Annotated in this window: 24 protein-coding genes and 2 pseudogenes; 10 read left to right on the forward strand and 16 right to left on the reverse strand. The window is 52.1% G+C overall.

The window, feature by feature from the left end:
* The first annotated feature begins 279 nt into the window (after window positions 1–279).
* The 3 genes from ptsH to crr all read left to right on the forward strand — a co-directional run bounded on the left by ptsH (window position 280) and on the right by crr (window position 2,944).
* Window positions 280–537, forward strand: a complete 258-nt coding sequence (gene ptsH / locus SPM24T3_RS20300) for a phosphocarrier protein Hpr (RefSeq protein WP_003038086.1) — start codon at window positions 280–282, stop codon at window positions 535–537.
* A 122-nt stretch (window positions 538–659) separates the two neighbouring features.
* Window positions 660–2,387: a phosphoenolpyruvate-protein phosphotransferase PtsI gene (gene ptsI / locus SPM24T3_RS20305; protein WP_009638696.1), complete on the forward strand. Its 1,728-nt coding sequence runs from the start codon at window positions 660–662 to the stop codon at window positions 2,385–2,387.
* Between the two features lie 47 nt (window positions 2,388–2,434).
* On the forward strand, window positions 2,435–2,944 hold the full coding sequence (gene crr, locus SPM24T3_RS20310) for a PTS glucose transporter subunit IIA (protein ID WP_009638697.1): 510 nt from the start codon (window positions 2,435–2,437) through the stop codon (window positions 2,942–2,944).
* Between the two features lie 74 nt (window positions 2,945–3,018).
* Here the strand turns inward: crr and SPM24T3_RS20315 are convergent, their stop codons facing one another.
* From SPM24T3_RS20315 to SPM24T3_RS20355, 9 genes are all read right to left on the reverse strand, one after another.
* Window positions 3,019–4,371: an ATP-binding protein gene (locus SPM24T3_RS20315; RefSeq protein WP_009638699.1), complete on the reverse strand. Its 1,353-nt coding sequence runs from the start codon at window positions 4,369–4,371 to the stop codon at window positions 3,019–3,021.
* Window positions 4,352–5,035, reverse strand: coding sequence for a response regulator transcription factor (locus SPM24T3_RS20320; RefSeq protein ID WP_009638700.1), 684 nt, complete (start codon window positions 5,033–5,035; stop codon window positions 4,352–4,354). Before SPM24T3_RS20320 ends, SPM24T3_RS20315 begins: the two co-directional genes overlap by 20 nt.
* Before the next feature lie 213 nt (window positions 5,036–5,248).
* Complete coding sequence (gene cysM / locus SPM24T3_RS20325) at window positions 5,249–6,130, reverse strand: cysteine synthase CysM (RefSeq protein WP_009638701.1); 882 nt, start codon at window positions 6,128–6,130, stop codon at window positions 5,249–5,251.
* Window positions 6,131–6,262: 132 nt separating this feature from the next.
* Window positions 6,263–7,357: a sulfate/thiosulfate ABC transporter ATP-binding protein CysA gene (gene cysA / locus SPM24T3_RS20330; protein WP_009638702.1), complete on the reverse strand. Its 1,095-nt coding sequence runs from the start codon at window positions 7,355–7,357 to the stop codon at window positions 6,263–6,265.
* A complete protein-coding gene (cysW, locus tag SPM24T3_RS20335; RefSeq protein WP_009638703.1) occupies window positions 7,347–8,222 on the reverse strand; it encodes a sulfate/thiosulfate ABC transporter permease CysW in 876 nt (291 codons plus the stop codon). Before cysW ends, cysA begins: the two co-directional genes overlap by 11 nt.
* Window positions 8,222–9,052 (reverse strand): sulfate/thiosulfate ABC transporter permease CysT, encoded by an 831-nt coding sequence (gene cysT, locus SPM24T3_RS20340; protein WP_009638704.1) that lies wholly within the window; start codon window positions 9,050–9,052, stop codon window positions 8,222–8,224. Before cysT ends, cysW begins: the two co-directional genes overlap by 1 nt.
* Window positions 9,052–10,080 carry a sulfate ABC transporter substrate-binding protein gene (locus tag SPM24T3_RS20345; RefSeq protein ID WP_009638705.1) on the reverse strand — a complete coding sequence of 343 codons (1,029 nt, stop codon included), beginning with the start codon at window positions 10,078–10,080 and terminating at the stop codon, window positions 9,052–9,054. The genes cysT and SPM24T3_RS20345 overlap by 1 nt, the downstream gene beginning before the upstream one ends.
* A gap of 185 nt (window positions 10,081–10,265) precedes the next feature.
* The gene (locus SPM24T3_RS20350; protein ID WP_009638706.1) at window positions 10,266–10,859 is read right to left on the reverse strand and encodes an RpoE-regulated lipoprotein; all 594 of its coding nucleotides are present in this window, start codon (window positions 10,857–10,859) and stop codon (window positions 10,266–10,268) included.
* Between the two features lie 106 nt (window positions 10,860–10,965).
* Window positions 10,966–11,409 (reverse strand): DUF2919 domain-containing protein, encoded by a 444-nt coding sequence (locus SPM24T3_RS20355; protein ID WP_009638707.1) that lies wholly within the window; start codon window positions 11,407–11,409, stop codon window positions 10,966–10,968.
* 284 nt (window positions 11,410–11,693) lie between these two features.
* On the opposite strand from SPM24T3_RS20355, the gene SPM24T3_RS20360 reads away from it, so the two are divergent.
* Window positions 11,694–12,083 carry a YgiW/YdeI family stress tolerance OB fold protein gene (locus SPM24T3_RS20360; RefSeq protein WP_157135344.1) on the forward strand — a complete coding sequence of 130 codons (390 nt, stop codon included), beginning with the start codon at window positions 11,694–11,696 and terminating at the stop codon, window positions 12,081–12,083.
* A 200-nt stretch (window positions 12,084–12,283) separates the two neighbouring features.
* Here the strand turns inward: SPM24T3_RS20360 and SPM24T3_RS20365 are convergent, their stop codons facing one another.
* Complete coding sequence (locus tag SPM24T3_RS20365; RefSeq protein ID WP_009638709.1) at window positions 12,284–12,709, reverse strand: GNAT family acetyltransferase; 426 nt, start codon at window positions 12,707–12,709, stop codon at window positions 12,284–12,286.
* A 309-nt stretch (window positions 12,710–13,018) separates the two neighbouring features.
* Between SPM24T3_RS20365 and amiA the strand changes: the two genes are divergently transcribed.
* From amiA to SPM24T3_RS20380, 3 genes are all read left to right on the forward strand, one after another.
* On the forward strand, window positions 13,019–13,903 hold the full coding sequence (gene amiA, locus SPM24T3_RS20370) for an N-acetylmuramoyl-L-alanine amidase AmiA (protein ID WP_037379298.1): 885 nt from the start codon (window positions 13,019–13,021) through the stop codon (window positions 13,901–13,903).
* A 69-nt stretch (window positions 13,904–13,972) separates the two neighbouring features.
* Entirely contained in the window at window positions 13,973–14,896 is a 924-nt protein-coding gene (hemF, locus tag SPM24T3_RS20375) for an oxygen-dependent coproporphyrinogen oxidase (RefSeq protein ID WP_009638711.1), read from the forward strand.
* A complete protein-coding gene (locus SPM24T3_RS20380) occupies window positions 14,896–15,348 on the forward strand; it encodes a YaiI/YqxD family protein (RefSeq protein WP_009638712.1) in 453 nt (150 codons plus the stop codon). Before hemF ends, SPM24T3_RS20380 begins: the two co-directional genes overlap by 1 nt.
* Before the next feature lie 139 nt (window positions 15,349–15,487).
* Here the strand turns inward: SPM24T3_RS20380 and SPM24T3_RS20385 are convergent, their stop codons facing one another.
* The 6 genes and pseudogenes from SPM24T3_RS20385 to SPM24T3_RS20410 all read right to left on the reverse strand — a co-directional run bounded on the left by SPM24T3_RS20385 (window position 15,488) and on the right by SPM24T3_RS20410 (window position 22,284).
* On the reverse strand, window positions 15,488–16,450 hold the full coding sequence (locus SPM24T3_RS20385) for a sugar-binding transcriptional regulator (protein ID WP_009638713.1): 963 nt from the start codon (window positions 16,448–16,450) through the stop codon (window positions 15,488–15,490).
* A 195-nt stretch (window positions 16,451–16,645) separates the two neighbouring features.
* Window positions 16,646–17,503, reverse strand: a complete 858-nt coding sequence (locus SPM24T3_RS20390; RefSeq protein ID WP_009638714.1) for a phosphogluconate dehydrogenase C-terminal domain-containing protein — start codon at window positions 17,501–17,503, stop codon at window positions 16,646–16,648.
* Window positions 17,504–17,555: 52 nt separating this feature from the next.
* The gene (locus SPM24T3_RS20395) at window positions 17,556–18,356 is read right to left on the reverse strand and encodes a sugar phosphate isomerase/epimerase (RefSeq protein ID WP_192807967.1); all 801 of its coding nucleotides are present in this window, start codon (window positions 18,354–18,356) and stop codon (window positions 17,556–17,558) included.
* A gap of 2 nt (window positions 18,357–18,358) precedes the next feature.
* Window positions 18,359–19,144: a triose-phosphate isomerase family protein gene (locus SPM24T3_RS20400; RefSeq protein WP_009638716.1), complete on the reverse strand. Its 786-nt coding sequence runs from the start codon at window positions 19,142–19,144 to the stop codon at window positions 18,359–18,361.
* Window positions 19,144–20,906: pseudogene (locus tag SPM24T3_RS20405) on the reverse strand (dihydroxyacetone kinase family protein). Before SPM24T3_RS20405 ends, SPM24T3_RS20400 begins: the two are co-directional and overlap by 1 nt.
* 10 nt (window positions 20,907–20,916) lie before the next feature.
* Window positions 20,917–22,284: an MFS transporter gene (locus SPM24T3_RS20410; RefSeq protein ID WP_009638717.1), complete on the reverse strand. Its 1,368-nt coding sequence runs from the start codon at window positions 22,282–22,284 to the stop codon at window positions 20,917–20,919.
* A 523-nt stretch (window positions 22,285–22,807) separates the two neighbouring features.
* Between SPM24T3_RS20410 and rpiB the strand changes: the two genes are divergently transcribed.
* The 3 genes and pseudogenes from rpiB to SPM24T3_RS20425 form a co-directional block, all read left to right on the forward strand.
* Window positions 22,808–23,257, forward strand: coding sequence for a ribose 5-phosphate isomerase B (gene rpiB / locus SPM24T3_RS20415; RefSeq protein ID WP_009638718.1), 450 nt, complete (start codon window positions 22,808–22,810; stop codon window positions 23,255–23,257).
* A gap of 222 nt (window positions 23,258–23,479) precedes the next feature.
* Window positions 23,480–24,430: a transaldolase gene (gene tal / locus SPM24T3_RS20420; protein ID WP_009638719.1), complete on the forward strand. Its 951-nt coding sequence runs from the start codon at window positions 23,480–23,482 to the stop codon at window positions 24,428–24,430.
* Window positions 24,431–24,446: 16 nt separating this feature from the next.
* A pseudogene (locus SPM24T3_RS20425) lies at window positions 24,447–24,806 on the forward strand (transketolase); the annotation flags it as partial.

Consider the following 24,806-nt stretch of genomic DNA (forward strand, 5'->3'; position numbering starts at 1 on the left):
TTTCGATGCGTAAAATTAATCACCGTTACAATTGCTTTTAGCTGAATCGTTTTACTGATTTGTTACAGCATAGTAAATGGCGGCATAATGGAAATGAATCAGAAAAGATTTTGCATCGGGTCTGAAGATTGATCACGGTGTGCGAATTTTTACTTTTTCGGTTGCATCGGAGTTTATCCCTGAACAATATTCAGGCGCTAATCTCACAGGCTAAAGCAAGGCCTATAAGCTAAGCTTTAGCCCCACAACGTTACTTTAAATTAAGTTGGGGAAACATCAATGTTCCAGCAAGAAGTTACTATTACTGCTCCAAATGGTCTGCATACTCGCCCTGCTGCACAATTTGTGAAAGAAGCAAAAGGTTTCACTTCAGACATTACCGTGACCTCTAACGGGAAAAGTGCCAGTGCTAAAAGCCTGTTTAAACTACAAACTTTGGGTCTGACTCAGGGTACTGTTGTTACCCTTTCCGCTGAAGGTGAAGACGAGCAGAAAGCCGTCGAACACTTGGTAAAACTGATGGCAGAGCTCGAATAAGAAGCTTGGTCAGAGGGACACTTAACAGGACGTTTTTACTTTTAAGCCAATAACTTATACCCGGTATTAATGTCCTGAACAGTCTCTAAAGAGTTAACACCAGTCAACAGTAAGGTAGGGTTATGATTTCAGGCATTTTAGTATCTCCCGGTATTGCTTTCGGCAAGGCGTTGTTGCTGAAAGAAGATGAAATTGTCATCGACCGGAAAAAAATCTCTCCTGAGAATGTCGATCAGGAAGTTGAACGTTTTCTGTCAGGCCGTGCGAAAGCCTCTGCACAATTGGAAACGATCAAGACCAAAGCCGGCGAGACCTTCGGTGAAGAGAAAGAAGCCATCTTCGAAGGCCACATCATGTTGTTGGAAGACGAAGAGCTAGAACAAGAAATCATAGCCCTCATCAAAGATGACAAATCCACTGCCGACGCTGCCGCCTATTCAGTGATTGAAGGCCAGGCCAAGGCGCTGGAAGAACTTGACGACGAATACCTGAAAGAGCGTGCTGCGGACGTGCGTGACATCGGTAAACGTTTGCTGCGCAATATTCTCGGCATGCCAATTATCGATCTGGGCACCATTCAGAGTGAAGTTATTCTGGTTGCCAGTGATTTGACTCCCTCGGAAACCGCGCAGCTGAACCTGAACAAAGTACTGGGCTTCATCACCGATTTGGGTGGCCGTACTTCGCACACCTCCATCATGGCGCGTTCTTTGGAACTGCCTGCGATTGTGGGTACCAGCGATGTGACCAAACAGGTCAAGAATGACGACTATCTGATCCTCGATGCTGTAAACAATAAAATCTACGTCAACCCGACGCAGGACGTTATTGAAGAACTTAAAGCCGATCAGGCTCAGTACATCAGCGAAAAAGACGAGCTGGCCAAGCTGAAAGACTTGCCTGCGATTACGTTGGACGGGCATCAGGTTGAAGTCTGTGCCAACATCGGTACCGTGCGTGACGTCGCGGGTGCAGAGCGTAATGGCGCAGAAGGCGTAGGCCTGTATCGTACCGAATTCCTGTTTATGGACCGCGATAGTCTGCCGACCGAAGAAGAACAGTTCCAGGCCTATAAAGCCGTTGCGGAAGCAATGGGATCACAGGCGGTGATTGTTCGTACCATGGACATCGGCGGCGATAAAGAATTGCCGTACATGAATCTGCCTAAAGAAGAGAACCCGTTCCTCGGCTGGCGCGCTATCCGTATCTGTCTGGACCGTAAAGAGATTCTTCACGACCAGCTGCGTGCAATCCTGCGTGCATCCGCTTTCGGAAAACTGCGTATCATGTTCCCGATGGTGATTTCCGTCGAGGAAGTTCGCGAGCTGAACGGCGAGCTGGAATTGCTCAAAGGGCAACTGCGCGAAGAAGGCAAAGCCTTTGATGAGACTATTGAAGTTGGCGTGATGGTAGAAACACCCGCGGCAGCGGTAATTGCTCACCATCTGGCAAAAGAAGTCGATTTCTTCAGTATTGGTACAAACGATCTTACCCAGTATACTCTGGCAGTAGATCGCGGTAATGAACTGATTTCTCATCTTTATAATCCGATGTCCCCATCAGTGCTTGCACTTATCAAGCAAGTTATTGATGCATCGCATGCCGCGGGTAAATGGACTGGCATGTGTGGAGAGCTAGCAGGTGACGAACGTGCTACACTTCTCTTATTGGGCATGGGTCTGGATGAGTTCAGCATGAGCGCAATCTCGATCCCACGCATCAAGAAAATTATTCGTAATACAAACTTCGAAGATGTGAAGGCGCTGGCAGAAGAGGCTCTGGCCCAACCTACGGCGCAAGAGTTGATGAATTTGGTAAACAAATTCATTGAAGAGAAAACACTCTGCTAATTGCGCGTTGCTGGAAAGCTGCCCAAATTAATGCTTAGGAGAAAATCATGGGTTTGTTCGATAAACTAAAATCATTGGTTTCTGATGATAAGAAAGAAGTCGGCATAATTGAAATCGTTGCGCCGATCTCTGGTGAGATTGTCAATATTGAAGATGTTCCCGATGTTGTTTTTGCTGAAAAAATTGTGGGTGATGGCATTGCCATCAAACCATCAGGAAACAAAATCGTAGCGCCTGTTGATGGTACCATCGGTAAAATCTTTGAAACTAACCATGCTTTCTCAATCGAATCCGACAACGGCATCGAGCTGTTTGTCCACTTCGGTATCGACACTGTCGAGCTGAAAGGTGAAGGTTTCAAGCGTATTGCCGAGGAAGGGCAGCGCGTTAAGAAAGGCGATTTGATTATCGAGTTTGATTTGGCCCTGCTGGAAGAGAAAGCCAAGTCGACCCTGACTCCGGTTGTTATCTCTAACATGGATGAGATTAAGGAACTGATTAAGCTTTCTGGTACCGTAGTGGTTGGCGAGACGCCGATTATTCGCATCAAGAAGTAAGATCTTTCCTGATGAAAAACGGCGCTGATTGCGCCGTTTTTTTTGCCAGACATTTCTAAAAACTTTCTAAATAGTCAGGTAATGATTTTCCAGTGAGGAACTTTAAGGTCGATTATAAGGCCTCTGGGAGAGCCATTACGCGCTTCAATTTTACCATGATGCGCTACCATCACTTTCTTGGTGATCGCAAGCCCCAGGCCATAGCCCTTGCCAGATAGCGGCGACATCACACGAACGAAGGGATCAAAGATACTAGAAAGCTTGTCTTCCTCGACGCCCGGCCCCTGATCGGCGACTTCAACGCAAAGATATTCCTCTTTTGCCCCCAGCGAGACATTCACTGTCTGACCGCGTGCCGAAAAACGCAGCGCGTTACGCACCACGTTATCAATAGCTCGGCGCATCAGCTCGGCATTCCCCTTCACCGTATAGTCTTCATCCGCTGCATCGCAGTTGAGCGCAATTTCAACCCCCGGCAACTGAGCCTCATAGCGCGCATCGTTAACCACTGCTTCAACGAGCCCGAAGAGGTCAAAATACTCTTCGTCAGGCATGATGCTGTGCTCGGTTCGAGAAAGCGCCAGCAATTCGCCAATCATCTTGTCCAGTCGCCCTGCCTCATGCTCGATGCGTTTGAGGGAGGTTTCGACATTAATCGGATTTTGCCGCGCCAGGCCGATAGCCAGCTGCAGTCGCGCCAGGGGAGACCTCAGCTCGTGAGATACATCGTGCAGCAACTCTTCACGGGCTTTGACCAGCACCTGCAAACGCTCTGCCATCGAGTCAAAATCGCGAGCAACCTCGGAAAGTTCGTCGTGACGTTTGCCCATGGTCGAAAACAGGCGTACAGATAAATCACCCTGAGAGACACGGCCAAAGGCTTTGCGCATTTGTAGCATCGGCCGGGTTAAGTTCCAGGCCATCAGGGCGCTGAATATCAGCCCGCCAATTCCCCCAATCCACAAGAATGGAGGCGGCATATTAAACACGTGATTTTCTCTTTTTGGCCGATACTCATCCATCAGCCCTTCAACATCGTAATGCAGTCGATAGCCCTGACCGTCGGGTGCCTGAACAAATTCGACAACATCTACCGGCGCTTTTCCAGGTTCCAGCTCGTCAACACTTATCCCTTTGGCCGGGATCATGGAAGGCTGCACAGTGAACAAACGCCGATCGTCGGCAGGCCAGCCCGCAATCATATGGTTCAGGGCAGGTAAACCATCCGTGTGCAGCGTGGAAACCGCCGTAGAGATTTGCAGTTTGACAAAACGCCGCGCAATGCTGCTTTCAGGAGGCTCGTGGTGGTAATAAAAGGTGAATACCGCCCACAGAAGCTGGGTCATGATGACAAAAGTCACCCAGTAGGCCAGCAAGATTTTCCAAAACAGCCTGCCGCGCAGGCGTTTATCGGATTCGATAGCCAATGCTTCGCACCGTCTCGATGGTCATCACATCTCCGCCCTTGAGGGAGGCAAGTTTCTGACGAATATTACTGATATGAACGTCGATACTGCGGTCGTAGGCTTCGCGCGGACGGCCCAGACCTTTCTCGGACAGTTCGTCTTTGGAAACCACGCGTTCAGGAGAGCGTAACAGCAGCTCAAGCAGGTTGAATTCAGACGCGGTCAGGTCAAAAGAAACACCTTGCCATTCGCTGCTGCGAGTCGCAGGATTCAGTGTTAGATCGCCATAGTGAATGCTGGAGGAGTCGGAATGGGTATCCTGCTGCTCTTCAACACGGCGCAGCACAGCCCGCAGGCGTGCCACCAGCTCGCGTGGATAGCAAGGTTTTGGCATGTAGTCATCGGCGCCCATTTCCAGGCCAATAACGCGGTCGATGTTGTCGCCTTTTGCCGTGAGCATAATGATTGGCAAGCGACTGTTTTTACGCACCTGACGTAATACGTCGATGCCGCTCATGTCCGGCAGCATAATATCAAGGATCATTGCGCTGTACTCGCCAGACATTGCCCCTTCAACACCCGCTTTACCGCTAAGGACCAAAGAAGCATCAAAACCTTCGGCAATCAGGTATTCGCACAGCATAGTGCCCAGCTCAAGATCGTCATCAACCAGTAGAATTTTCATTATTTTTTTCCGCCTTACAAATTTTCGCCTATTTTTACCCCGTTCCGCCCCGCTCGCAGCTGCATTTACTCTATTTTTACCTTTGAGCTGCCTCAATGACACAAAACAGGGTTAATTGCCCGCAAAAATGATTCAATCGGGCCAGGCTTTCAGCAACGATATCTCCAGCTTTAAGCAACAGGATAGTAGTATAGAAAACGGAAATCGGCCTGTTTAATCAAAGACGCCGGTGGAAAGGTAGCGGTCGCCGCGATCGCAGATAATCGCCACAATCACCGAGCCGGGATATTCTTTTGCCACCCGTAAGGCACCCGCTACAGCCCCGCCCGAACTCACGCCGCAGAAAATACCTTCTTCACGAGCCAGCAAACGCATGGTTATTTCAGCTTCGCTTTGCGCCATGTCGATCACTTCATCGACCAGCTCCGGCTGGAAAATCCCGGGCAAATAGGCTGCGGGCCAGCGGCGGATACCCGGAATACTGCTGCCCTCTTCCGGCTGCAGACCAAAAATACGGATATCCGCACGCTGGCTTTTCAGAAAGCGACTGACGCCGCTGATGGTGCCGGTAGTGCCCATGCTAGAAACAAAATGCGTGATACGCCCAGCCGTTTGTTGCCAGATTTCAGGACCCGTGGTGGTAAAGTGGGCCAGCGAGTTATCAGGATTATTGAACTGATCCAACACTTTACCTTCGCCACGCTGCTCCATTTCGCGAGCTAAATCGCGCGCGCCTTCCATGCCTTCAGCTTTACTGACCAGCAGCAGCTCTGCACCGTAAGCCCGCATCGCGACCTGCCGCTCCATGCTCATGTTTTCAGGCATCAGCAGTTTGAGCCTGTAGCCTTTAAGCGCGGATATCATCGCCAGGGCAATACCCGTATTGCCGCTGGTGGCCTCTATCAGCGTGTCGCCGGGGCGGATTTCACCGCGTTTTTCGGCCTGATCGATCATAAAAAATGCCGCACGATCTTTTACCGATCCTGCCGGGTTATTGCCTTCCAGTTTGACCCAAATTTCGCTATCAAGATCCTTTGACAGGCGTTGTAACCGCACCAAGGGTGTATTACCGATAAATTGTTCGAGCGTGCTCACTGTGGCTGCCTTATTTCAGTTGGATATAAATACCGCACTAAAATGAATAAATGAGTATAAGACGATAAAAAGGGCGGATTTTACCGCCCTTTTTTTAACCATATTAATTAAAGTTGAAGGATTTTAAAACTATTAGGCCGTTTTAGCGAGCGCAACGGGTTGCAGCTGCTGATCGCCCGCGTACAGGCGAGCATTAAGGCCACCAACATAGAAACGGTCACCGCGCTGCGGCGCGCGCTGATCTTCAACCTCACTTAATACCACGGAAATCGGCTCATTGTGCCAACCTTGCGGCTGTACGGTAAGCTGCCAGAAATGACCGCGCGGGCTGACTTCCAAAACCTGTACCGGCAGCGGACAACGAGTGTTCGCCTGAGTGGTGATTTCCATTTCCCACGGATGCAGGAAAAGGTCAACCTTACCCTGATGCAGCGGCGCAATTGCCAGCGGCCAATGATGCTGGCCGACATACAGCTGAGAACAGCGGATCTCGCCGCCGATGCGGTTAACTTCACCCATAAATTCCAGTACAAAACGGGTCGCCGGTTCGCGCCAGATTTCAATCGGCGTGCCAACCTGCTCAATATTGCCCTGACTCATCACCACCACGCGATCGGCCACTTCCATCGCTTCTTCCTGATCGTGAGTCACGAACACGCTGGTAAATTTAAGCTCTTCGTGCAACTGGCGCAGCCAGCGGCGGAGCTCTTTGCGCACCTGTGCATCCAGTGCGCCGAAAGGCTCATCGAGCAGCAGAATTTGCGGCTCGACCGCCAGCGCGCGGGCCAGGGCGACGCGCTGTTTTTGCCCGCCAGAAAGCTGAGCCGGGAAACGGTTGCCGAGATGACTCAACTGAACCATTTCCAGGAGTTTACTGACTTTCTGTTTAATCGCTTCGGCATTCGGCCGCTCGCGGCGAGGCAATACCGTTAAACCAAAGGCGATATTATCGAACACCGTCATGTGGCGAAACAGCGCGTAATGCTGGAACACAAAGCCAACCTGACGATCGCGAGCATGCAGGCGCGTCACGTCTTTCCCGTGGAAACTCAGCTTACCCGAGCTTTGATTTTCCAAACCGGCAATAATACGCAGCAACGTCGTCTTGCCCGAACCGGAAGGCCCAAGCAGCGCCACCATCTGGCCAGAAGGAATATCGAGCGAGATATCATTTAGCACCTTGGTGCGACCAAAAAATTTGTTGATACCGTTAATTTCAATGCTCATTGTTTCCCTCCCGCTCAAGTCGGTCGTTGCTACGGGCTAAACGCCACTGCAAACCGCTTTTCAGAAATAGTGTGACGATTGCAATCAGAGTCAGCAGTGCGGCAGCGGTAAACGAGCCGGCCACGTTGTAATCCTGATTCAATAATTCAACCTGTAATGGCAGCGTGTAGGTTTCTCCGCGAATTGCGCCGGAAACGACAGACACTGCACCAAATTCACCGATGGCCCGCGCGTTGGTCAATACCACGCCGTAGAGCAGCGCCCAGCGGATATTGGGTAAAGTCACGCGGCGGAACATCTGCCAGCCGGATGCGCCAAGCAGCACCGCGGCTTCATCTTCCTGGCTGCCCTGACTCAGCATCACCGGCACCAGCTCACGAATAACAAACGGGCAGGTCACAAAAATAGTCACCATCGCCATGCCCGGCCAGGCAAACATAAACTGCAGATTATGCTCGTCCAGCCAGCCACCCAGCGGGCCGTTGGCGCCGTAAAACAGCAGATAAAGCAGACCCGCAACCACTGGCGAAACCGCAAAGGGAATGTCGATCAGCGTTAACAGCAGTTGGCGACCCGGGAAATTAAAGCGTGCCACCAGCCAGGCCAGCAGCGTGCCGAAAATCAGATTCACCGGCACGGTAATCAACGCCATCAGCACTGTCAGCCAAATAGCGTGCAGCATATCCGGGTCGACCAGATTCTTGCCCACGGCTGCAATGCCGTCTGACAGCGCCAGTACAAAAATGGTGATCATCGGCACCACCAGCAGCAGTATGCAGATTAGCGTGCCGACACCGATTAACGTCCATTTAAGCCAGTCAATGCGGCGTGGCTCGGTATTTTCTACCTGGGTAAGTTGCGACATTATGCGCCTCCCAGTCGACGGCCATAACGGCTTTGCATCGTGTTGATTGCGAACAGCAAGATAAGCGAAGCAGCCAGAATCACCGAGGCAATTGCGCTGGCAGCCGCGTAGTCAAACTGTTGCAGGCGGACAAAAATCATCAACGAAGTGACTTCCGTTTTCCAGGCAATGTTACCGGCGATAAAGATAACCGCGCCGAACTCACCCAGGCTGCGGGTAAACGACAGCGCAGTACCGGCCAGCAGCGAAGGCATCAGTTCCGGCAGCACCACGCGACGAAAGCTCTGCCAGCGCGATGCACCCAGCGTCTCGGCGGCTTCTTCGTATTCTGGCCCCAGTTCTTCGAGTACTGGTTGCACGGTACGCACCACGAAAGGAATACTGGTAAACGCCATCGCCACGGCGATACCTAGCCAGGTATAGGCAACTTTGATATCAAACTGTGCCAACCAGTGACCATAGAAACCGTTTACCGAGAACAGCCCCGCCAGCGTCAGGCCCGCAACAGCGGTAGGCAGCGCGAAAGGCAGGTCCATCAGGCCGTCGAGAATGGTCTTGCCGGGAAACTCGTAGCGGGTAAGGATCCAGGCCATCAACATACCAAAAAAGCCGTTAAAAATACTCGCAACCCCGGCGGACAGCAGCGTGACTTTGTAGGCCGCCACGACCTGAGGATCGGAAACTACCGCCCAATACTGTGCCAGCGTCATGTGCGAAAGCTGGATGACCAGCGCGCTAAGCGGCAGCAATAAAATCAGGCAAACAAACAGCAGGCTGCTGCCCAGGCTTAACGTAAAGCCCGGTAATACTCGTTTGGTAGACAACAACATTACTGGTGTCCCTGCGCGATCAGTTTATCCAGCTCACCGCCGGTATCGAAATGGGTTTTCATCACTTGGGGCCATCCTCCAAATTGGTCTTCAACTTTAAACAGTTTGGTCTGGGGGAACTGCCCCTTCGCCTGATCCATCACCTTCTGGTCATAAACGCGATAGCTGAAGCTAGTAATAATCTTCTGCCCTTGCGGACTCCACAGGTAATTCAAATAGGCCTTAGCCGCCTTCTCGGTACCATTTTTTTCGACATTCCTGTCAACCCAGGCCACCGGGAATTCCGCCAAAATATCCACTGGCGGCACGATGACTTCGTATTTGTCCGCGCCGTACTGTTTACGAATATTGTTTACTTCAGATTCAAAGCTTATCAGCACGTCGCCCAAACCGCGGTCGACAAACGTGGTGGTTGCACCGCGCCCGCCGATATCAAACACCTCGACGTTTTTAATCAGCTTCGCCATTTTTTCACGGGTTTGCGCCTGATTATTGCCATCTTCGAGGTTGAATGCGCCCCAGGCTCCAAGATAGGTATAACGGCCATTGCCCGAAGTTTTAGGATTCGGGAACACTAGCTTGACATCGCTGCGCGTCAGGTCGTCCCAGGTGTGAATATTTTTCGGGTTACCTTTGCGTACCAGAAACGCCATGGTCGAATAAAACGGTGAACTGTTGTTCGGCAAACGGCTTTGCCAATTCGCCGGGATCAGATCCCCGCGATCGTGCAAAATTTGTACATCGGTAACCTGATTATAGGTGACCACGTCCGCTTTAAGCCCCTGCAAAATCGCCAGCGCCTGTTTTGATGATCCGGCGTGCGACTGCTTGATCTCCAGCTTGTCGCCATTGTTCTGCTCGGCCCACTGTTTTTCAAACGGCGGATTCAACGCCGCAAACAGTTCACGAGAAACGTCGTAGGAGCTGTTAAGCAATTCAGTCGCAGAGGCAGAGGCAACGCCACCGGCAATCAGCAGCAAGGCAAGCGCACCCTTGAGGGTTTTATTCTTAACCGATGTATTGTTCATTCTCTGCCCTAATTGAAAACAGCTATAGATCTACAGTGTATTTATAACTGACTCGGGAGTAGTAAGGGTTTTATATACTATTTGGTGATTTACAAGCATCAAAAGCTATAAGCCACGCGGAACAAGGGGGAATCAAGATAGGAAAAAGCGGCACCGCAGCCGCGGTGCCGAAGATGACGGGTAAATTAGTTGGTTGAGGCGTGCCAGACGATCTTGCTGACCTTCCAGCTTTTCAGCGTGTCATCGGACGGCATCAGCTGGTCCGGACCGTCCCACGCGCCGGTGAAGACATAGCTGACGTGCTGGCTGTCAGGCGCTTTACACTCAATATTCTGCGAATCATCGCCGTGCCCTTTCACACAAGATTCAAAGGCTTTGCTGTACAACGAGCTAAACACTGTACCGATTTTGACACCCGACTGGCTTTGAACCTTAGGATCTGAAACTTCAATCCTGTCAACGTTGCCTTTAGGTTCGCCGGAAACGGTAATTTTAACCGTATCGCCATCCATCGCCTGATAGAAGGAACGCATCTTGCCGTCGCTCATCGACATTCCGCTGCGCAGGCGGTAATCATCGTCGAGGCCATCTTTGATATCGCTTTCATTGAGCGGTGTACTGGCGGTTAATTTACCAACGCCTTTATCGGTGACTTCCAGACTGTTACCGAACCAGTTAAGAGGGTTAAAACTGGACCAGCTCGGCGCATGCATATTCGCCATGGTTGAGCAGCCGGTCAGCATCAATGGTAGCGCCAGCAAAAGTGGGCGGATAGTCATGAAATACACTCCTTGATAATTATTCAAATTTGTCGCTAATGGGCAGTTGGAGTGCATCTGCCGCAAAAAGTGCCGCAAAATATTGAAACCTACAGCTCAAACTTGCTCACACCAGTCGACGCTCTTCATCGAAACAGGCACGTAACCGGCGGCTCAACAGCCAGTAAGCCAACGCGCCCGCATCCATCAGCGCCAAAGCAATATCGATTAGGTTAGGTTCTTCCATTGATTGCCATAATCCCAAAGCCTGCAATGCAAAGGTGGCAAACATTCCGGCAAGCAGCAGCCAATAGCTCATCTGCCAAATTCTCGGCCAGAGATGGCGTCGGCTACTAAGCAGAAAAATGACTACTGGCGGGATACCAAGAAAGATCCCGTTCCAGAAAGAGTGTCTGTCAGGGTAAAACAATGACAGCAAACCGTTACCTTGCTGCCTCGATGCACCGGCCATCACAAATAACAACCAGGTACGCGCCTGTAGCACTAATATCGTCCAGAACCACAGCGGCAGGCGGAGCATGCCGTGGCTGTTGTAATCGTCAGGATTCATAGCCTGGAAAAATCATCCTCGATAATTTAAGACGCCAGAAAATAGCGTCGGAAACACAAACTGATCGCGCGTTAAGCCCGTTGGCCATTGATACTTTGATTATTCTTCTGCGCGAACGGCATATCTGCCGCGATCAGCATAAATTAAGTCACCTTAAGAAACTGTTAAGAACAGTCTGCTTTACTGTTCATCAAGGCAACACTCACTGGCCACGTCAGCGAAGAATCTCCCGTTGGGAGGTTGCCTGAAATTCACAGAAATTAAAATTAAGGATGACTATTATGATGAAGAAGATAGCTCTGGCAAGCCTGATCACACTCTTTACCCTTCCAGCATTGGCACAGACCAGCGGAGGTTTTCAGGGTCCTGGAGATCAGCAAACACACGGCAAAGGCGGTTTCTCCGGTGATACGGCGTCATTAAGCAGTGTAAAAGACGTTAAAACCTTGAAAGACGATCAGTGGGTTGCACTAGAGGGTAACATCGATAAACGTACCGGCGACGATAAATATATTTTCCGCGATGCCACTGGCACGCTGACCGCCGAGATTGATGACAAGCGCTGGAATGGTCAAAACGTCACGCCGAAGGATAAAGTCCGCCTCGAAGGCAAAATTGATAAAGACTGGGATTCAGAAGAAATCGACGTCAAAAAGGTCAATATCATTAATTAATAACAATATGTGCATTGACTCTCCTGACCTGAGTAGGTTGGGAGAGCCGGCATTTAGCCCTGAATGCAAGAAAACTATAAATCCTCATAAAAAAATCAGGCCGCACTCAGGAATATCTCCTTTTGCGACCTGATATTTATAATGATGGGTTAAAAACAGGGCTGCGAATAAGCATTGTGCTTACTCTTCTATCTCGAAAATTAATACTCTTGATCGACTATCAGCCGTTTACCCAGACTAATACTCTCAATCACTTCGTAATCCAGCTTTTCATACATGCTGATCACTGCATCGTTTTCGGCGCGAACCATTAACTGAATTTTTGGACAGCCGCGAGCGATCAGTTTTTTCTCTAGACGATTCATCAACGCGTTGGCAATGCCACGTCCGCGATATTCTGGATGCACGCCCAGATAATAAGCCGATCCGCGGTGCCCGTCGTATCCCCCCATCACTGTGCCTGCCACTACACCGCTGACTTCAGCGACCAAAAATAGCTCGGGATCGTGATTTTGCTTACGCTCGATGTCCAGCTCGGGGTCGTTCCAGGGACGTAATAAATCGCAGCGCTCCCATAGGGTCAGCACTTCTTCAAAATCTTCTTGTTTAAATACGCGAATTTCCATCACTCTTCGCCGTTGTAAAAAAGTTATTCATTGATTATCGCGTGATCTGCTTGTTACGCAATATCAAAATCACCGCTTTTACCCTGCAGAGAGGATTTTTTTAATCAGCAGCGGCGATTTTTAACCCTTTCCCTAGCGATTTCATGCCAGCCGGACCGTTCCTCATGAAAAAGTCAGGAAAATATCAGGCCGAGAAAATATGAAAATCGCACAGTTTGTTAATAAACAGCAATAGTTCTCATGTCGATTATGCTGATTGGATACTATATAACATCCGCATTCTGCTTTTTATCAAAGGGCTGCGGACAGATGCTTAATCCACTCAATAAATTTCTCCATTTCCAACCGCTTCCTCGCTCTGCTACGCGTCGTCAGGTTTTACTCACTGGTCTCGGGCTTGCCTTTGGCGCATTTGGTAGCCGTTTTGCACAAGCGCAGCAAAACGAACATGTCACCAAAGTTGCGCCAAAACCCAAGCCGCCCGGTGCCAAAAAGCTGGTGATGATCGACCCCGGCCACGGCGGTATCGACTCGGGGGCAATTGGCCACGAAGGCTCAGAAGAGAAACACGTGGTGCTGGAAATCGCCAACTACGTGCGCCAGCATCTTGCCAGTCACCCAAATATCGAAGTTAAGCTGACGCGCGATGCCGATCATTTTATCCCGCTTTATCAACGGGTCGAGATCGCTCATCAGCATCAGGCAGATTTATTCGTTTCAATTCATGCCGATGGTTACATCAGCCCGGAAGCCAGTGGCGCATCTGTATTTGCCCTTTCCAACCGCGGTGCCACCAGCGCGATGGCGCGCTATATGTCGCAAAAAGAGAACGATGCAGACCTGGTTGCCGGGGCAAAATACAAAGAAGCAGACAACAATTACCTGCAACAGGTGCTGTTCGATTTGGTGCAGACCGATACCATCAAAAATAGTCTGACGCTGGGCCACCACGTGCTGGACCGTATTCGTCCGATTCATCACCTGCACAGCCAGCAGACCGAGCAGGCGGCCTTTGCGGTACTGAAATCACCCTCAATTCCTTCAATTTTGGTGGAGACCTCGTTCATCACCAATCATGAGGAAGAACAGCTGCTCAACACCACCGCGTTTCGTCAGGAAATCGCCGGGGCTATTTCACAAGGAATAGTCAATTTCTTTGCCTATTTCGACGCCCACGAACGAATTCCGCGCTGACTGTGCAAACTGGCGGGCAAATAGGGCTATAATGGCCGCCTATTTGTCCGCAAGACTGCGAGTTAGCCCGTGAACCCATTACCTGATATCAACCAAGTAAAAGCCTTTCTGCTGTCACTTCAAGACCGTATTTGCCAACAGCTTGCCGCCGCCGATGGCCGCGCGCAGTTCAAGCAAGACCAATGGGTCAGGGAAGAAGGCGGTGGCGGCCAGAGCAGGGTATTGACCGGCGGTGCGGTCTTTGAACAGGCCGGAGTGAATTTCTCCCACGTTTCCGGCGCTACCCTGCCCGCTTCGGCCACTGCGCATCGCCCGGAGCTTACTGGCCGCAGTTACCAGGCCATGGGAGTCTCGCTGGTTATCCATCCGCTCAGCCCGTATATTCCGACCAGCCACGCCAACGTGCGCTTCTTTATCGCCGAGAAACCGGGTGAAGATCCGGTGTGGTGGTTTGGCGGTGGTTTCGATTTGACCCCTTACTACGGTTTTGAAGAAGACGCTCGCCACTGGCATCAGACTGCCGCCTGTCTTTGCCAGCCCTTTGGCGAAGACGTTTATCCGAAATACAAAAAGTGGTGCGACGACTATTTCTATATCAAGCATCGCGACGAGGCGCGCGGCATTGGCGGCCTGTTCTTCGATGACCTGAACACTCCAGATTTCACCCAGTGTTTCGCCTTCATGCAGGCAGTCGGCAACGGCTTTACCGAGGCCTATCTGCCGATCGTTGAAAGGCGCAGGGCGCTGACCTGGGGCGAACGCGAGCGCGATTTCCAGCTTTACCGCCGTGGTCGCTACGTGGAATTTAATCTGGTATGGGACCGTGGCACGCTGTTCGGCCTGCAAACCGGCGGCCGCACGGAATCAATTTTAATGTCGATGCCGCCGCTGGTGCGCTGGGAATACGGTTTTGATCCCGCTCCCGATAGCCCGGAAGCCGCACTGTATCGCGATTTCCTGCCAGTACGCGACTGGCTGTCGGAGAGTAAATAATGCAGATTTGGGTTGACGCCGACGCCTGTCCAAACGTCATCAAAGAAGTGCTTTTTCGCGCCGCTGAACGCACCGGCACCCTGGTGACATTAGTCGCCAATCAGACTATTCGTACCCCGCCCTCGCGCTTCCTGCGAACTCTGCGCGTGGAGGCAGGATTCGACGTTGCCGACAACGAAATCGTCAAGCGTGTAGAAATGGGCGATTTAGTCATCACCGCCGATATTCCGCTGGCGGCGGAAGTGATTGAGAAAGGCGGCATGGCGCTTAACCCGCGCGGCGAGCGCTACACCACCGAAACTATCCGCGAACGCCTGAACATGCGTGATTTTATGGATACGATGCGCGCCAGCGGCGTGCAAACCGGAGGCCCACCGACCATGAACCAGCGCGATCGCCAGCAGTTCGCCAACGAGCTGGACAAGTGGCTGGTGCAGGCCAGGAAAGGCTAATCTGAAAGGGGCTGGCCAATCAAATCAAGGCCCGTGCTCCAAAATAAACGATCACAAGAAAAGTGCTCGTGCTGATAAATAGCAAAAGCCCGGCAGTCAGCAACGACAGCCAGGCTTTTTTGCATCGAATGCGAGTCGCTTACTGCGACATATTTAAAATAGTGCGGATATTCAATGCGGTAGTGGCGATAATGTCTATTGCGCCGGTGCGCAATGCGCCGAGAATTGCCAGCGCCTTGGTGTTTTCTGCGGCAATGGCAATCACGCAGGGGATTTGTCGTAGCTCATCAATGCTCAGGCCAATCACCCGTTCATTCATTACCGTGTCAACGTGCTGGCCCTGTGCGTTGAAAAAGTCATAACCTGCTACGTCGCCAATGACCCCCTGATTGAGGTTAGCGTCGATAATCTCGTGTGGGGTAAACCAGCCCAGCTTGACCATGTAACTATTTTCATTCATATCACCGATGCCCACCAGCGCGATGTCCGCCTTGCGCGCGCGATCCAGCGTTTCATTGATAGTACCGTTGCGCATAAACGCTTCGCGCTGGGCTTTCTCTTCCACATAGGCCGGTGCGTAAAGTGTTTCACTGATGCCACCAAACTTTTTCGCCAGCCGACGGCTGATGTGATCAGCATTAATCGAATCGCCGGGACGATGCGTGCCGCCAATGCCACAGATAAACTTGCACTGCCGCTCAGGCATGCTGCCCGGATGATCGGCGATCGCCGCTACGTTGCGCCCTTGACCAACGGTAACCACGGATTGGTCTTTTAGCGTCGAGCCGAGATAATTGGCGACCAGCGCGGCGACCTGACGACGCTGCTCATCTTCATCCAGATTGTCCAGCGCAATCAGCGCGCGTTTGATGGGAAAACGCTCCAGCATTTGCTGCTCAAGGCGCGTGCTGAATACCGGGTGATAGCGCACGTTAATCTCAACGATGCCCTCTTCTTTCGCGCGTTTAAGCAGGCGTCCAACCTTGATGCGCGAGATACCGAATTTTTTGGCAATCTCTTCCTGAGTGATCTCGTCCTGATAGTAGGCGACGGCTATCTCAGTCAGCAGTTCGTTATCTTGAATGACAGTTTGCTTTTCCATCCGGGGCTCAATTCTCCTGGCAAATTCTGCCTTTGATAAGCTAATCGATGATTATTGCCTAGATAAAGATATTACGACAGCATGACTTGGAAGAGGCGGGAAAAAAGAGTCATCAAGTGGATCTGCTGGAAGGGGCGCAAACCGGGCGGTCTGCGCCATGTTTCACTGCTGGTTCAGTTAATGTCAAACCGCCAATCAGCGTTTGATAGCATCGATTTTCAACATGCGGGCAATCACGATATCCAGCTCTTTCTCTTCAAAAATCTGTTTCCAGTCTTCTTTGATAATTTTCTCACGGCCATATTCCATGGCGATCATACAAGCATCCGAGAACGGATTTGTGCTACGAAATGCCACTGCCAGCGCGATTTGAATGTGCCCGTAGAGCATGGCTTTCGCCGCCTCTTCTGGTACGCCGCAGGATTTCACGGTTTCATCCAGAGCTTCTTTCATAAATGAACCGACCATACAGGCAACGGTTTCCACCAGCGTCGGCTCCAGATAGGCCAGCTGCTTGACGGTTACCCAGTGAACCTGCTCGACCGGCCCGTACATTACGCTGACAACTTTTGCCAATTCAATACGATCGGCATCGCTGCCCTGCTCATAGGAAGCCGCCACGTGCTGGATAGCCGCAATGCCGCCAAAGGCGTCGGCATGTTCTTCTTTGGTGTAGCGTTCAAGGAATACCGACGGATGACACGGGTGCGCCACCGCGTATTTAATATCTTCTCGATGGGCAATCAGATTGGCGTAAGCTGCCGCCGGATCAAGAGTCAGCAGCACCGCGCCGGCCTTCATTTTAGGCACGATAGCAGTAGAAACCGCACCGAGCGCGATGTCTGGCACTGCCAGAATCACCACATCGCTGTGCTGAACTACGCTGTCAGCATCAGAGATTTCACGCCCCTGAGCCTGGACTTGCTCTTGGGCGCGCGGCGAGTTTTCGCAGTAAAACACCTGGTAACCGCTTTTCTGGAAATTGGCAGAAATTCGCATGCCCATTTTCCCGCCAGCGCCCAATACAGTGATGGTTTTCAAAGTCGTTGTCATGATGTGTTCCTCACTTAAATTATTAAATTTCTATAAAATTGTTAAACCCGTTTTATGAATGACGGGACAGCAAAAATTCGAGATTGTGACGCGTCCACGCGTCCTCCATGGCACAGGTCGCGGCGGCATTTTCCTGCCACGGTAACCAATGCTCGATAATCTGATTGATCCCGCGCGTCTCTGGCTTCACGGCGGCAATCATGGCGTCATAATCCAGCAATCCCTCGCCCATTGGGCATCCGGCAAAGGTAAAGCCCACCCAGCCATCGCGGCGGGAAAACGCAAAATCTTTAACGTGCAGATTCAGCACATAGGGGGCGGTGCTGCTAATCACCTCCTTCGGCGTTTCCAGCGCTGCCACACAGTTGGCAGGATCAAGACAAATCCCCAGCCACGGGGAGTTGAAATGTTTCACCACTGCCAGATTGTCTGCCGTCGGGACTTGCTCGTAAGTTTCAATGCACAGCGCAACTTCACTGCGCTCAAAATCAGGCAATACGTGGGCCAGCTGCTGCTGCGCCTCGGCAATGGTTGGCCGCGAGTCCGGGCTGTTGAACATTGAACGCAGAATTTTGGCATCCAGCGCCTGCGCCAGCCTGAGATAGCGGCCAAGATGATCGGCTTTCAAGCCGCGCGTGCCCAATTCCAGCACTACGCCCAGTGATTCTGCGCGCTGCCTCAGTTTTTCAAGGTTTTCTACCGAAAGACGTTCGATTCCGACGTAATCACAGATTTGAAACACCTGACCACCCAGCTCGGCGGTGTTTTCCAGCATCGCGTCCAGTCCCATTGGCGCAGGAACGCGGTCGGAATGGCGCCAGAAAAAGGCGTAAGTGCTCAGTCCAATGGCCATCATCAGCTCCTGTTGGCGGGAGAAAGTAAAAGAGTCGCCGCTTCATCGAGAATGGCTTTATAGGCAGCGGGCTGATGCGAGAAGCGGCCGAGGAACAACCCGCCGGTGCGCGTGCCCAGCTGGGTTAACAGTCCCGGACCGGCGCTGCCACCGTAAATCACCCGACGTGCGCCACTGGCGTTTTCAGCCAGACGAGCGGACAGCCCCTGACAAACCTCACCAATAAAATCGGCCGAAGCAGGCTCTTTCGCGCCGATCGCCCACTGCGGTTCGTAAGCCAGAATCGCGTCGCCGCTTAATGAAAGTTTCTCGGCCGGAGCCAGTGCCTGATGCGCCTGATCCACCGCCTGATCGATAGCCTGTGCCGCCGGGCAGCGTTCGGCCTCGCCAATGCAAATCACCGGGATGAGCGAATTTCTCAGCGCAGCGGTGGTTTTATCGGCGATGTGTTTATCGGTTTCTGAAAAATAACGACGGCGTTCGGCATGGCCGATTTCGACGTAACCACAGCCCATTTCTCGCAGCATCACGCCGCTGACTTCACCGGTGTAAGCCCCGTTGTCTTCCCAAAACATGTTTTGCGCGCCGACTTTCATTGGCGTGCCGCGAAACGCGTCCAACGTGCCGGCAATGGCGGGTAATGACGGGAAAACAAACAGCTCGACCAGCCCGTCGCGCACAACCGGATGCAGGCGGATGATGTCGGCGATTTGACGAGACCATTCCAGCGTCTGCTGATAGCCAAAATACATTTTGAGGCTCACTCCCAGCGTCAGTTGTGGTTTCATCAGATTTGCTCCTCATGCGGTTTAACGTTGCCAGCAGTCTTGCTGCTGAACAGCGGCAGTAGTGCGTTAACAATTAATGCCAGTGAAACGGCACCGGCATCGGGTGTGCCAATACTTTTTTCAGCCAGCGGACGAGCGCGGCCCATTTTCGGACGCAGATTTGAGGTCGCTTTCGCCTGTGCATCGGCCTCCTGTGCAGCCAGCTGCCAGGCAGTGCCGAAATCATCACCGCGTTTCACGCTGGCGCTCAGGGTGTCGCTGAACGGAACCAGCACGTCGACCAGTGTTTTATCGCCAACCTTGGCTTTACCAAAGTGCATGATGCCCTCTTTGGCTTTACGAACACCCTCGGCGACGCTTGCCGCATCGGGATATTTTTCATCACCAAATACTGTGCCCAGCGCGTTCAGCGCCATGCCCCAAAGTGCGCCAGAGGTGCCGCCTGCGCGATCGGCCCAGGCATCGGCAGCCTGTTGCAGCAAGGTCCCGGCACCTGCACCGCGCAGCTGCATTTCTGCGGCTTTTTCGGCGGCGGCCAAAGCACCGCGCTCCATGCCGATGCCGTGGTCACCGTCTCCGGCGATAGCATCGATGCGGCCCAGCTCATCGGCGTGGGTCACTACCGTTTGCGCCAGCGTATTCAGCACACCGACCAGGCACTGTGCGGCCTTTTTCGACTCGGTGCTGGCGGTTGGGACCAATACGGTCTCGACGGCGGCCAGTTTTTGCTCGTCCAGCGGCGCGGCTGCGATCACAGAACCTTTGCGAAACGCGGGGGCATCGGCCGGCGCGCGCCACAGTGTTTCCAACTGTTCATCGAGCCAGAATAGCGTGAGTGAAGCTCCCGCCATATTAAAGCTCGTCACAAATTCACCCACTTCTGCATCCACCGCCACAATGCCGGCCTGATCTAAAAGCTGGGCGATACGGCGATAAACCACAAACAGTTCCTCATACTTCACCGAGCCCAGGCCGTTGAGGATAACTCCAACGCGTTGCCCTTTGGCGCTGGCAATATCATCGGGCAACTCGTCAAGCAGGCTTTTGACCAGCACCTCGGGGCCAGCTCGTCGGCGGTCGGGATATCTGCCTCACCGATGCCCGGCTCGCCGTGTATGCCCATGCCTAGCGCCATTCTGCCTTGAGGAACGCTGAACAAAGGATGGTCAGCACCCGGCAAGGTGCAGCCGCTAAACGCCACGCCAAATGAGCGAATTCGCTGATTGGCGAGGCGGGCAATACGTGTCACTTCTTGCAGAGAATGGCCCTGCTCGGCGGCAACCGATGCCGCTTTGAACACCACCAGATCGCCCGCCACGCCGCGTCGTTTCTCGCGCTCGGCCTTGCTGGCGCTGGAAATATCGTCAGTGACCAGCACGATTTCACAGGGAATGCCTTCGGAAATCAGGCGATCGCGTGCCAGTCCAAAGTGCAGTACGTCTCCGGCATAGTTGCCAAAAGTCAGCAATACGCCGCCGCCGTTGTTGGCCGCACGCGCCACAGAAAGAATTTGCTGGGCCGACGGCGAGGCAAACAGGTTGCCCATTGCCGCGCCGTGAGCCATGCCTTGCCCGACTAATCCTGCAAACGCCGGATAATGACCCGATCCTCCGCCAATAACGACGGCAACGGTACCGGGTTCACTACGGGTACTTCTGACCACCCCGCCTGGCACCTGCCGAACTTTGGCAGAGTGTGCAGCAACGAATCCTTCGATCAGCTCATTGGCAAACGCTGAGGGCTTATTAAATAAATAGGTCATTTCACTACTCCTAGGCAGCTTTTGCGGAATGCGAGTCTTTCAGGGTGGTGTTTACCGGTTTTGCCGGACGCTGAGTGGCACGCAGCAGCACCATCAATAGCGCAGACAACAGCATAAATCCGCCGACCACCATCATCGGAACGGTATAGCTCGAGGTGGCATCGTGCAGTGCTCCGGTGACGTAACCGGCTGAAAAACCTGCCACGTTGCCGAGGGTGTTAATTAACGCTACGGCGGCCGCGGCGGAGGCTCCTGATAGGAACTGCGTTGGCAGAGTCCAGAAGTTTGGCAGTGCCGCAAAAATTGCACAGGCGGTAACGGTTATTACCGCGATGGTGGCTGCCGGAGAATTCATGTACAGCGCAAGCGGAACGCTAATGCCGCCAACCAACGCAGGCAGAGCGATGTGCCAGGTTTTGCAACCACGTTTTGAGGCATCACGTGACCAGAAGAACATCACTACTGCGGCAACCAGATAAGGAATGCCGGTAATCAGGCCTTTTTGCAGCACGCTGAAAGTCACGCCGAACTGCTGCTGGAATCCGCCGATAATCGTTGGCAAGAAGAATGCCAGCGCATATAGGCCATAGACAAAGCCGAAATAAATCATGCACAGCATCCACACGCGACCGCTGGCGAGAGCGGCACGCAGACCCTGATGGCCGTGAACATTTTTCTTGCTCGACTCTTCTTTCTCCAGCTCGGTTTCCAGCCATACGCGCTCATCTGTAGTGAGCCATTTGGCGTCTTTTGGCTTATCGACCAGATAGAACCAGGCTACCAGACCGGCAATAATGGCCGGAATTGAAACGCCGAGGAACATTACGCGCCATCCAGCAAGACCAAACAGGCCGTGATGATTGATTAGCCAGGCGGCCAGCGGCGCGCCGAAAACCACAGTCAACGGCTGAGCCAGATAGAACAATGCGAGAATTTTGCTGCGATAGCGTCCCGGAACCCAGGCACTAAGGAAGAAGATTGCGCCGGGAAAGAATCCTGCTTCAGCCACGCCCAGCAACAGGCGCAGCCAGTAAAGTCCTTCAACGCTGCTCACCCAGGTAAACAGCAGTGAAACGATGCCCCACGAAACCATGATGCGCGACAGCCAACGGCGTGCGCCGAAGCGATGCAGCGCCAGATTGCTCGGCACTTCGAGCAGGATATATCCCACAAAGAAGATCCCCGATGCCAGTCCGAACTGAGCAACCTGAATGCCCAAATCGCTGATCATCCCATTTGGGCCCGCAAAAGAAATGGCGGTGCGATCCAGGAAGTTAATAAAGAACATCAGCGCCACAAAAGGCACCAGTCGCAAACATATTTTGCGAATCGCTGACTTTTCAGCGCTGCCCGGTATTGCTGTAGAAATCGTTGTCATTTTCTTACTCCTTTTGCCCAAAAGCAGGCAAAGCGTTAACTGAGGAGCTTCTGGTGTGCTGACACGTGCAGCGTTCAAAAGCGCGGGATGACTTATCCGACGCTGCAAAATGGGCAATGCTTGTAGGGCTTTTGCAGGCTTGAATCATGGTCTCATCCTCTAACGGGTATCGAGTTGTTCATAAATTCGTTAAGTGAACATATGAACAGTAGACCTTTCATTAAAACTTGCCTATCACCCGATCACAAAAGTGTGACCTGACTCATAAAGCTGGAGTAAACGGGTTAACCAACCCATAACCACACTTTTTGTTCAAAACATTTAACTCCACAACGTGGATTTAGATCACCCATCACAAAACAAATGAACACGTGTTGAACATATGATTGGTTTTGCGTTATCTTGCATATAATCGTTGCGCGCTGCCGAAAGGCACCGGTTGTCGCAGCAGGTAAATGGACGTTATGTCAAATGGCATGAAGCACTCCCACAGTCATAACCTATTAATTAGGCAGGAGAAATTATGTTACCTATCGCGATTGGAGCCGATGATGCGGCTATTGAATTGAAAAATATCGTGAAAACTTACATCCAGCAGCAGGGGTTTGAAGTGGTGGATTACAGTCAGGACGCCAATAACCCGCTGTATCCGGATATTGCTTTCACCGTGGCTACGGCAATTAAAGAAGGGAAATTTGAGCGCGGCATTCTATTGTGCGGCACAGGGATCGGTATGAGCATTGTGGCAAACAAAGTGCCGGGCATTCGCGCCGCCCAGTGTCACGACACTTATTCGGCAGAGCGCGCGCGCAAGAGCAACAATGCTCAAGTCATGACCCTCGGCGCTCGAGTTATCGGCCCTGAATTGGCAAAATCAATAGTGGCAGCCTGGCTGGCTTCTGACTTCGAAGGTGGCGGCTCCACCAGCAAAGTCGAGAAAATTGGCTATTATGAAGGATTGAAGAACGCGTAATATTTCTGCTGTTAGCGGGTCCTCGTCTTTGCAACCTTCAAGTTTGTAAATCAGGACTCGCCAACAGGTTTCACAACCTGTTGATTTCTAAAGCCATAGTTCTGGCCCATCACAACAATCAGAAAAAGCGCATTCAATGTGTTAATAAAATGATGCAGTCTATGTACTCTAATTAAAACGTATAGACATTTTGCTGTATCGATTCTTCTTAAGGAGTAAGAGATGAACCAGTTAGACGCACTTAAACAGCTAACTACCGTGGTAGCGGACAGCGGCGACATTGAATCCATTCGCCATTTCGAACCGCAGGACGCGACCACCAACCCTTCCCTGATTCTAAAAGCAGCCAATATTCCTCAATACCAACCTCTGATTAAAGAAGCTCTTGATTACGCCCGCAAGCAAGGCGGAAGCAAGGAAACGCAAATTATCAATGCTTCAGACAAGCTGGCTGTGAATATTGGTCTCGAGATCCTCAAAAGCGTACCGGGCCGTATTTCAACCGAAGTGGACGCGCGTTTATCTTTCGATCGCGGAATGTGTGTTGCGAAAGCGCGTAAACTGATTGGCATGTACGCCGATCACGGCATTGATAAATCGCGTATTCTGATCAAACTGGCTTCGACCTGGGAAGGCATCAAAGCCGCCGAGCAGCTTGAACAGGAAGGCATTAACTGTAACCTGACGCTGCTATTCTCCTTTGCTCAGGCCCGCGCCTGTGCCGAAGCCGGCGTTTACCTGATTTCGCCATTTGTAGGCCGTATCTACGACTGGTACCAAGCTAAAGAACCAAACGCGGCTTACGACGTGGCGAAAGATCCCGGCGTTCAGTCCGTGGCCGACATTTACAAGTACTATAAAGAACATCGCTATCAGACTGTGATCATGGGTGCCAGCTTCCGTAAAGTGGATCAGATCCTGGCTCTGGCCGGGTGCGATCGTTTGACCATCTCTCCTAATCTGCTGGAAGAGTTGAAAAACAGCAACGAGCCGGTTGAACGTAAACTGACTCCCTCTACAGAAGCATTCCATCAGCCAGCGCCGTTGGCCGAAGAAGAGTTCCGCTGGCAGCATAACCAAGACCCAATGGCGGTTGAGAAGCTGTCTGAAGGCATTCGTTTGTTCGCTGTCGACCAGCAAAAGCTGGAAGATATGCTGTCCGCTCAACTGTAATCAACTGGAGTAGAACATGTCCTCTCGTAAAGAGCTTGCGAACGCTATCCGCGCACTCAGCATGGACGCCGTGCAGAAAGCAAATTCCGGCCACCCCGGTGCCCCAATGGGCATGGCCGACATCGCCGAAGTCCTGTGGCGCGATTATATGAACCACAACCCGACCAACCCGCACTGGGCTGACCGCGACCGCTTCGTGCTGTCAAACGGTCACGGCTCGATGCTGATTTACAGCCTGCTGCACCTCACCGGCTACGATTTGCCAATCACCGAGCTGGAAAACTTCCGTCAGCTGCACTCAAAAACTCCGGGCCACCCGGAGTACGGCTACACCGCTGGCGTTGAAACCACCACCGGCCCGCTGGGTCAGGGTATT

The sequence above is a fragment of the Serratia sp. M24T3 genome (assembly GCF_000257645.1).
In the GTDB taxonomy this organism is placed as follows: domain Bacteria; phylum Pseudomonadota; class Gammaproteobacteria; order Enterobacterales; family Enterobacteriaceae; genus Rouxiella.

Bases quoted from the DNA above. Each gene is read 5' to 3' on its own strand.
- tal (WP_009638719.1), top strand. From the start codon at position 23,480: ATGAACCAGTTAGACGCACTTAAACAGCTAACTACCGTGGTAGCGGAC.
- SPM24T3_RS20395 (WP_192807967.1), bottom strand. From the start codon at position 18,356: ATGGCCATTGGACTGAGCACTTACGCCTTTTTCTGGCGCCATTCCGAC.
- SPM24T3_RS20365 (WP_009638709.1), bottom strand. From the start codon at position 12,709: ATGGAAATTCGCGTATTTAAACAAGAAGATTTTGAAGAAGTGCTGACC.
- crr (WP_009638697.1), top strand. From the start codon at position 2,435: ATGGGTTTGTTCGATAAACTAAAATCATTGGTTTCTGATGATAAGAAA.
- SPM24T3_RS20360 (WP_157135344.1), top strand. From the start codon at position 11,694: ATGAAGAAGATAGCTCTGGCAAGCCTGATCACACTCTTTACCCTTCCA.
- ptsI (WP_009638696.1), top strand. From the start codon at position 660: ATGATTTCAGGCATTTTAGTATCTCCCGGTATTGCTTTCGGCAAGGCG.
- rpiB (WP_009638718.1), top strand. From the start codon at position 22,808: ATGTTACCTATCGCGATTGGAGCCGATGATGCGGCTATTGAATTGAAA.
- SPM24T3_RS20385 (WP_009638713.1), bottom strand. From the start codon at position 16,450: ATGGAAAAGCAAACTGTCATTCAAGATAACGAACTGCTGACTGAGATA.
- SPM24T3_RS20320 (WP_009638700.1), bottom strand. From the start codon at position 5,035: ATGAAAATTCTACTGGTTGATGACGATCTTGAGCTGGGCACTATGCTG.
- amiA (WP_037379298.1), top strand. From the start codon at position 13,019: ATGCTTAATCCACTCAATAAATTTCTCCATTTCCAACCGCTTCCTCGC.
- SPM24T3_RS20400 (WP_009638716.1), bottom strand. From the start codon at position 19,144: ATGAAACCACAACTGACGCTGGGAGTGAGCCTCAAAATGTATTTTGGC.
- cysT (WP_009638704.1), bottom strand. From the start codon at position 9,052: ATGTTGTTGTCTACCAAACGAGTATTACCGGGCTTTACGTTAAGCCTG.
- cysA (WP_009638702.1), bottom strand. From the start codon at position 7,357: ATGAGCATTGAAATTAACGGTATCAACAAATTTTTTGGTCGCACCAAG.
- SPM24T3_RS20410 (WP_009638717.1), bottom strand. From the start codon at position 22,284: ATGACAACGATTTCTACAGCAATACCGGGCAGCGCTGAAAAGTCAGCG.
- SPM24T3_RS20380 (WP_009638712.1), top strand. From the start codon at position 14,896: ATGCAGATTTGGGTTGACGCCGACGCCTGTCCAAACGTCATCAAAGAA.
- SPM24T3_RS20350 (WP_009638706.1), bottom strand. From the start codon at position 10,859: ATGACTATCCGCCCACTTTTGCTGGCGCTACCATTGATGCTGACCGGC.
- ptsH (WP_003038086.1), top strand. From the start codon at position 280: ATGTTCCAGCAAGAAGTTACTATTACTGCTCCAAATGGTCTGCATACT.
- SPM24T3_RS20345 (WP_009638705.1), bottom strand. From the start codon at position 10,080: ATGAACAATACATCGGTTAAGAATAAAACCCTCAAGGGTGCGCTTGCC.
- SPM24T3_RS20390 (WP_009638714.1), bottom strand. From the start codon at position 17,503: ATGACAACGACTTTGAAAACCATCACTGTATTGGGCGCTGGCGGGAAA.
- cysW (WP_009638703.1), bottom strand. From the start codon at position 8,222: ATGTCGCAACTTACCCAGGTAGAAAATACCGAGCCACGCCGCATTGAC.
- SPM24T3_RS20355 (WP_009638707.1), bottom strand. From the start codon at position 11,409: ATGAATCCTGACGATTACAACAGCCACGGCATGCTCCGCCTGCCGCTG.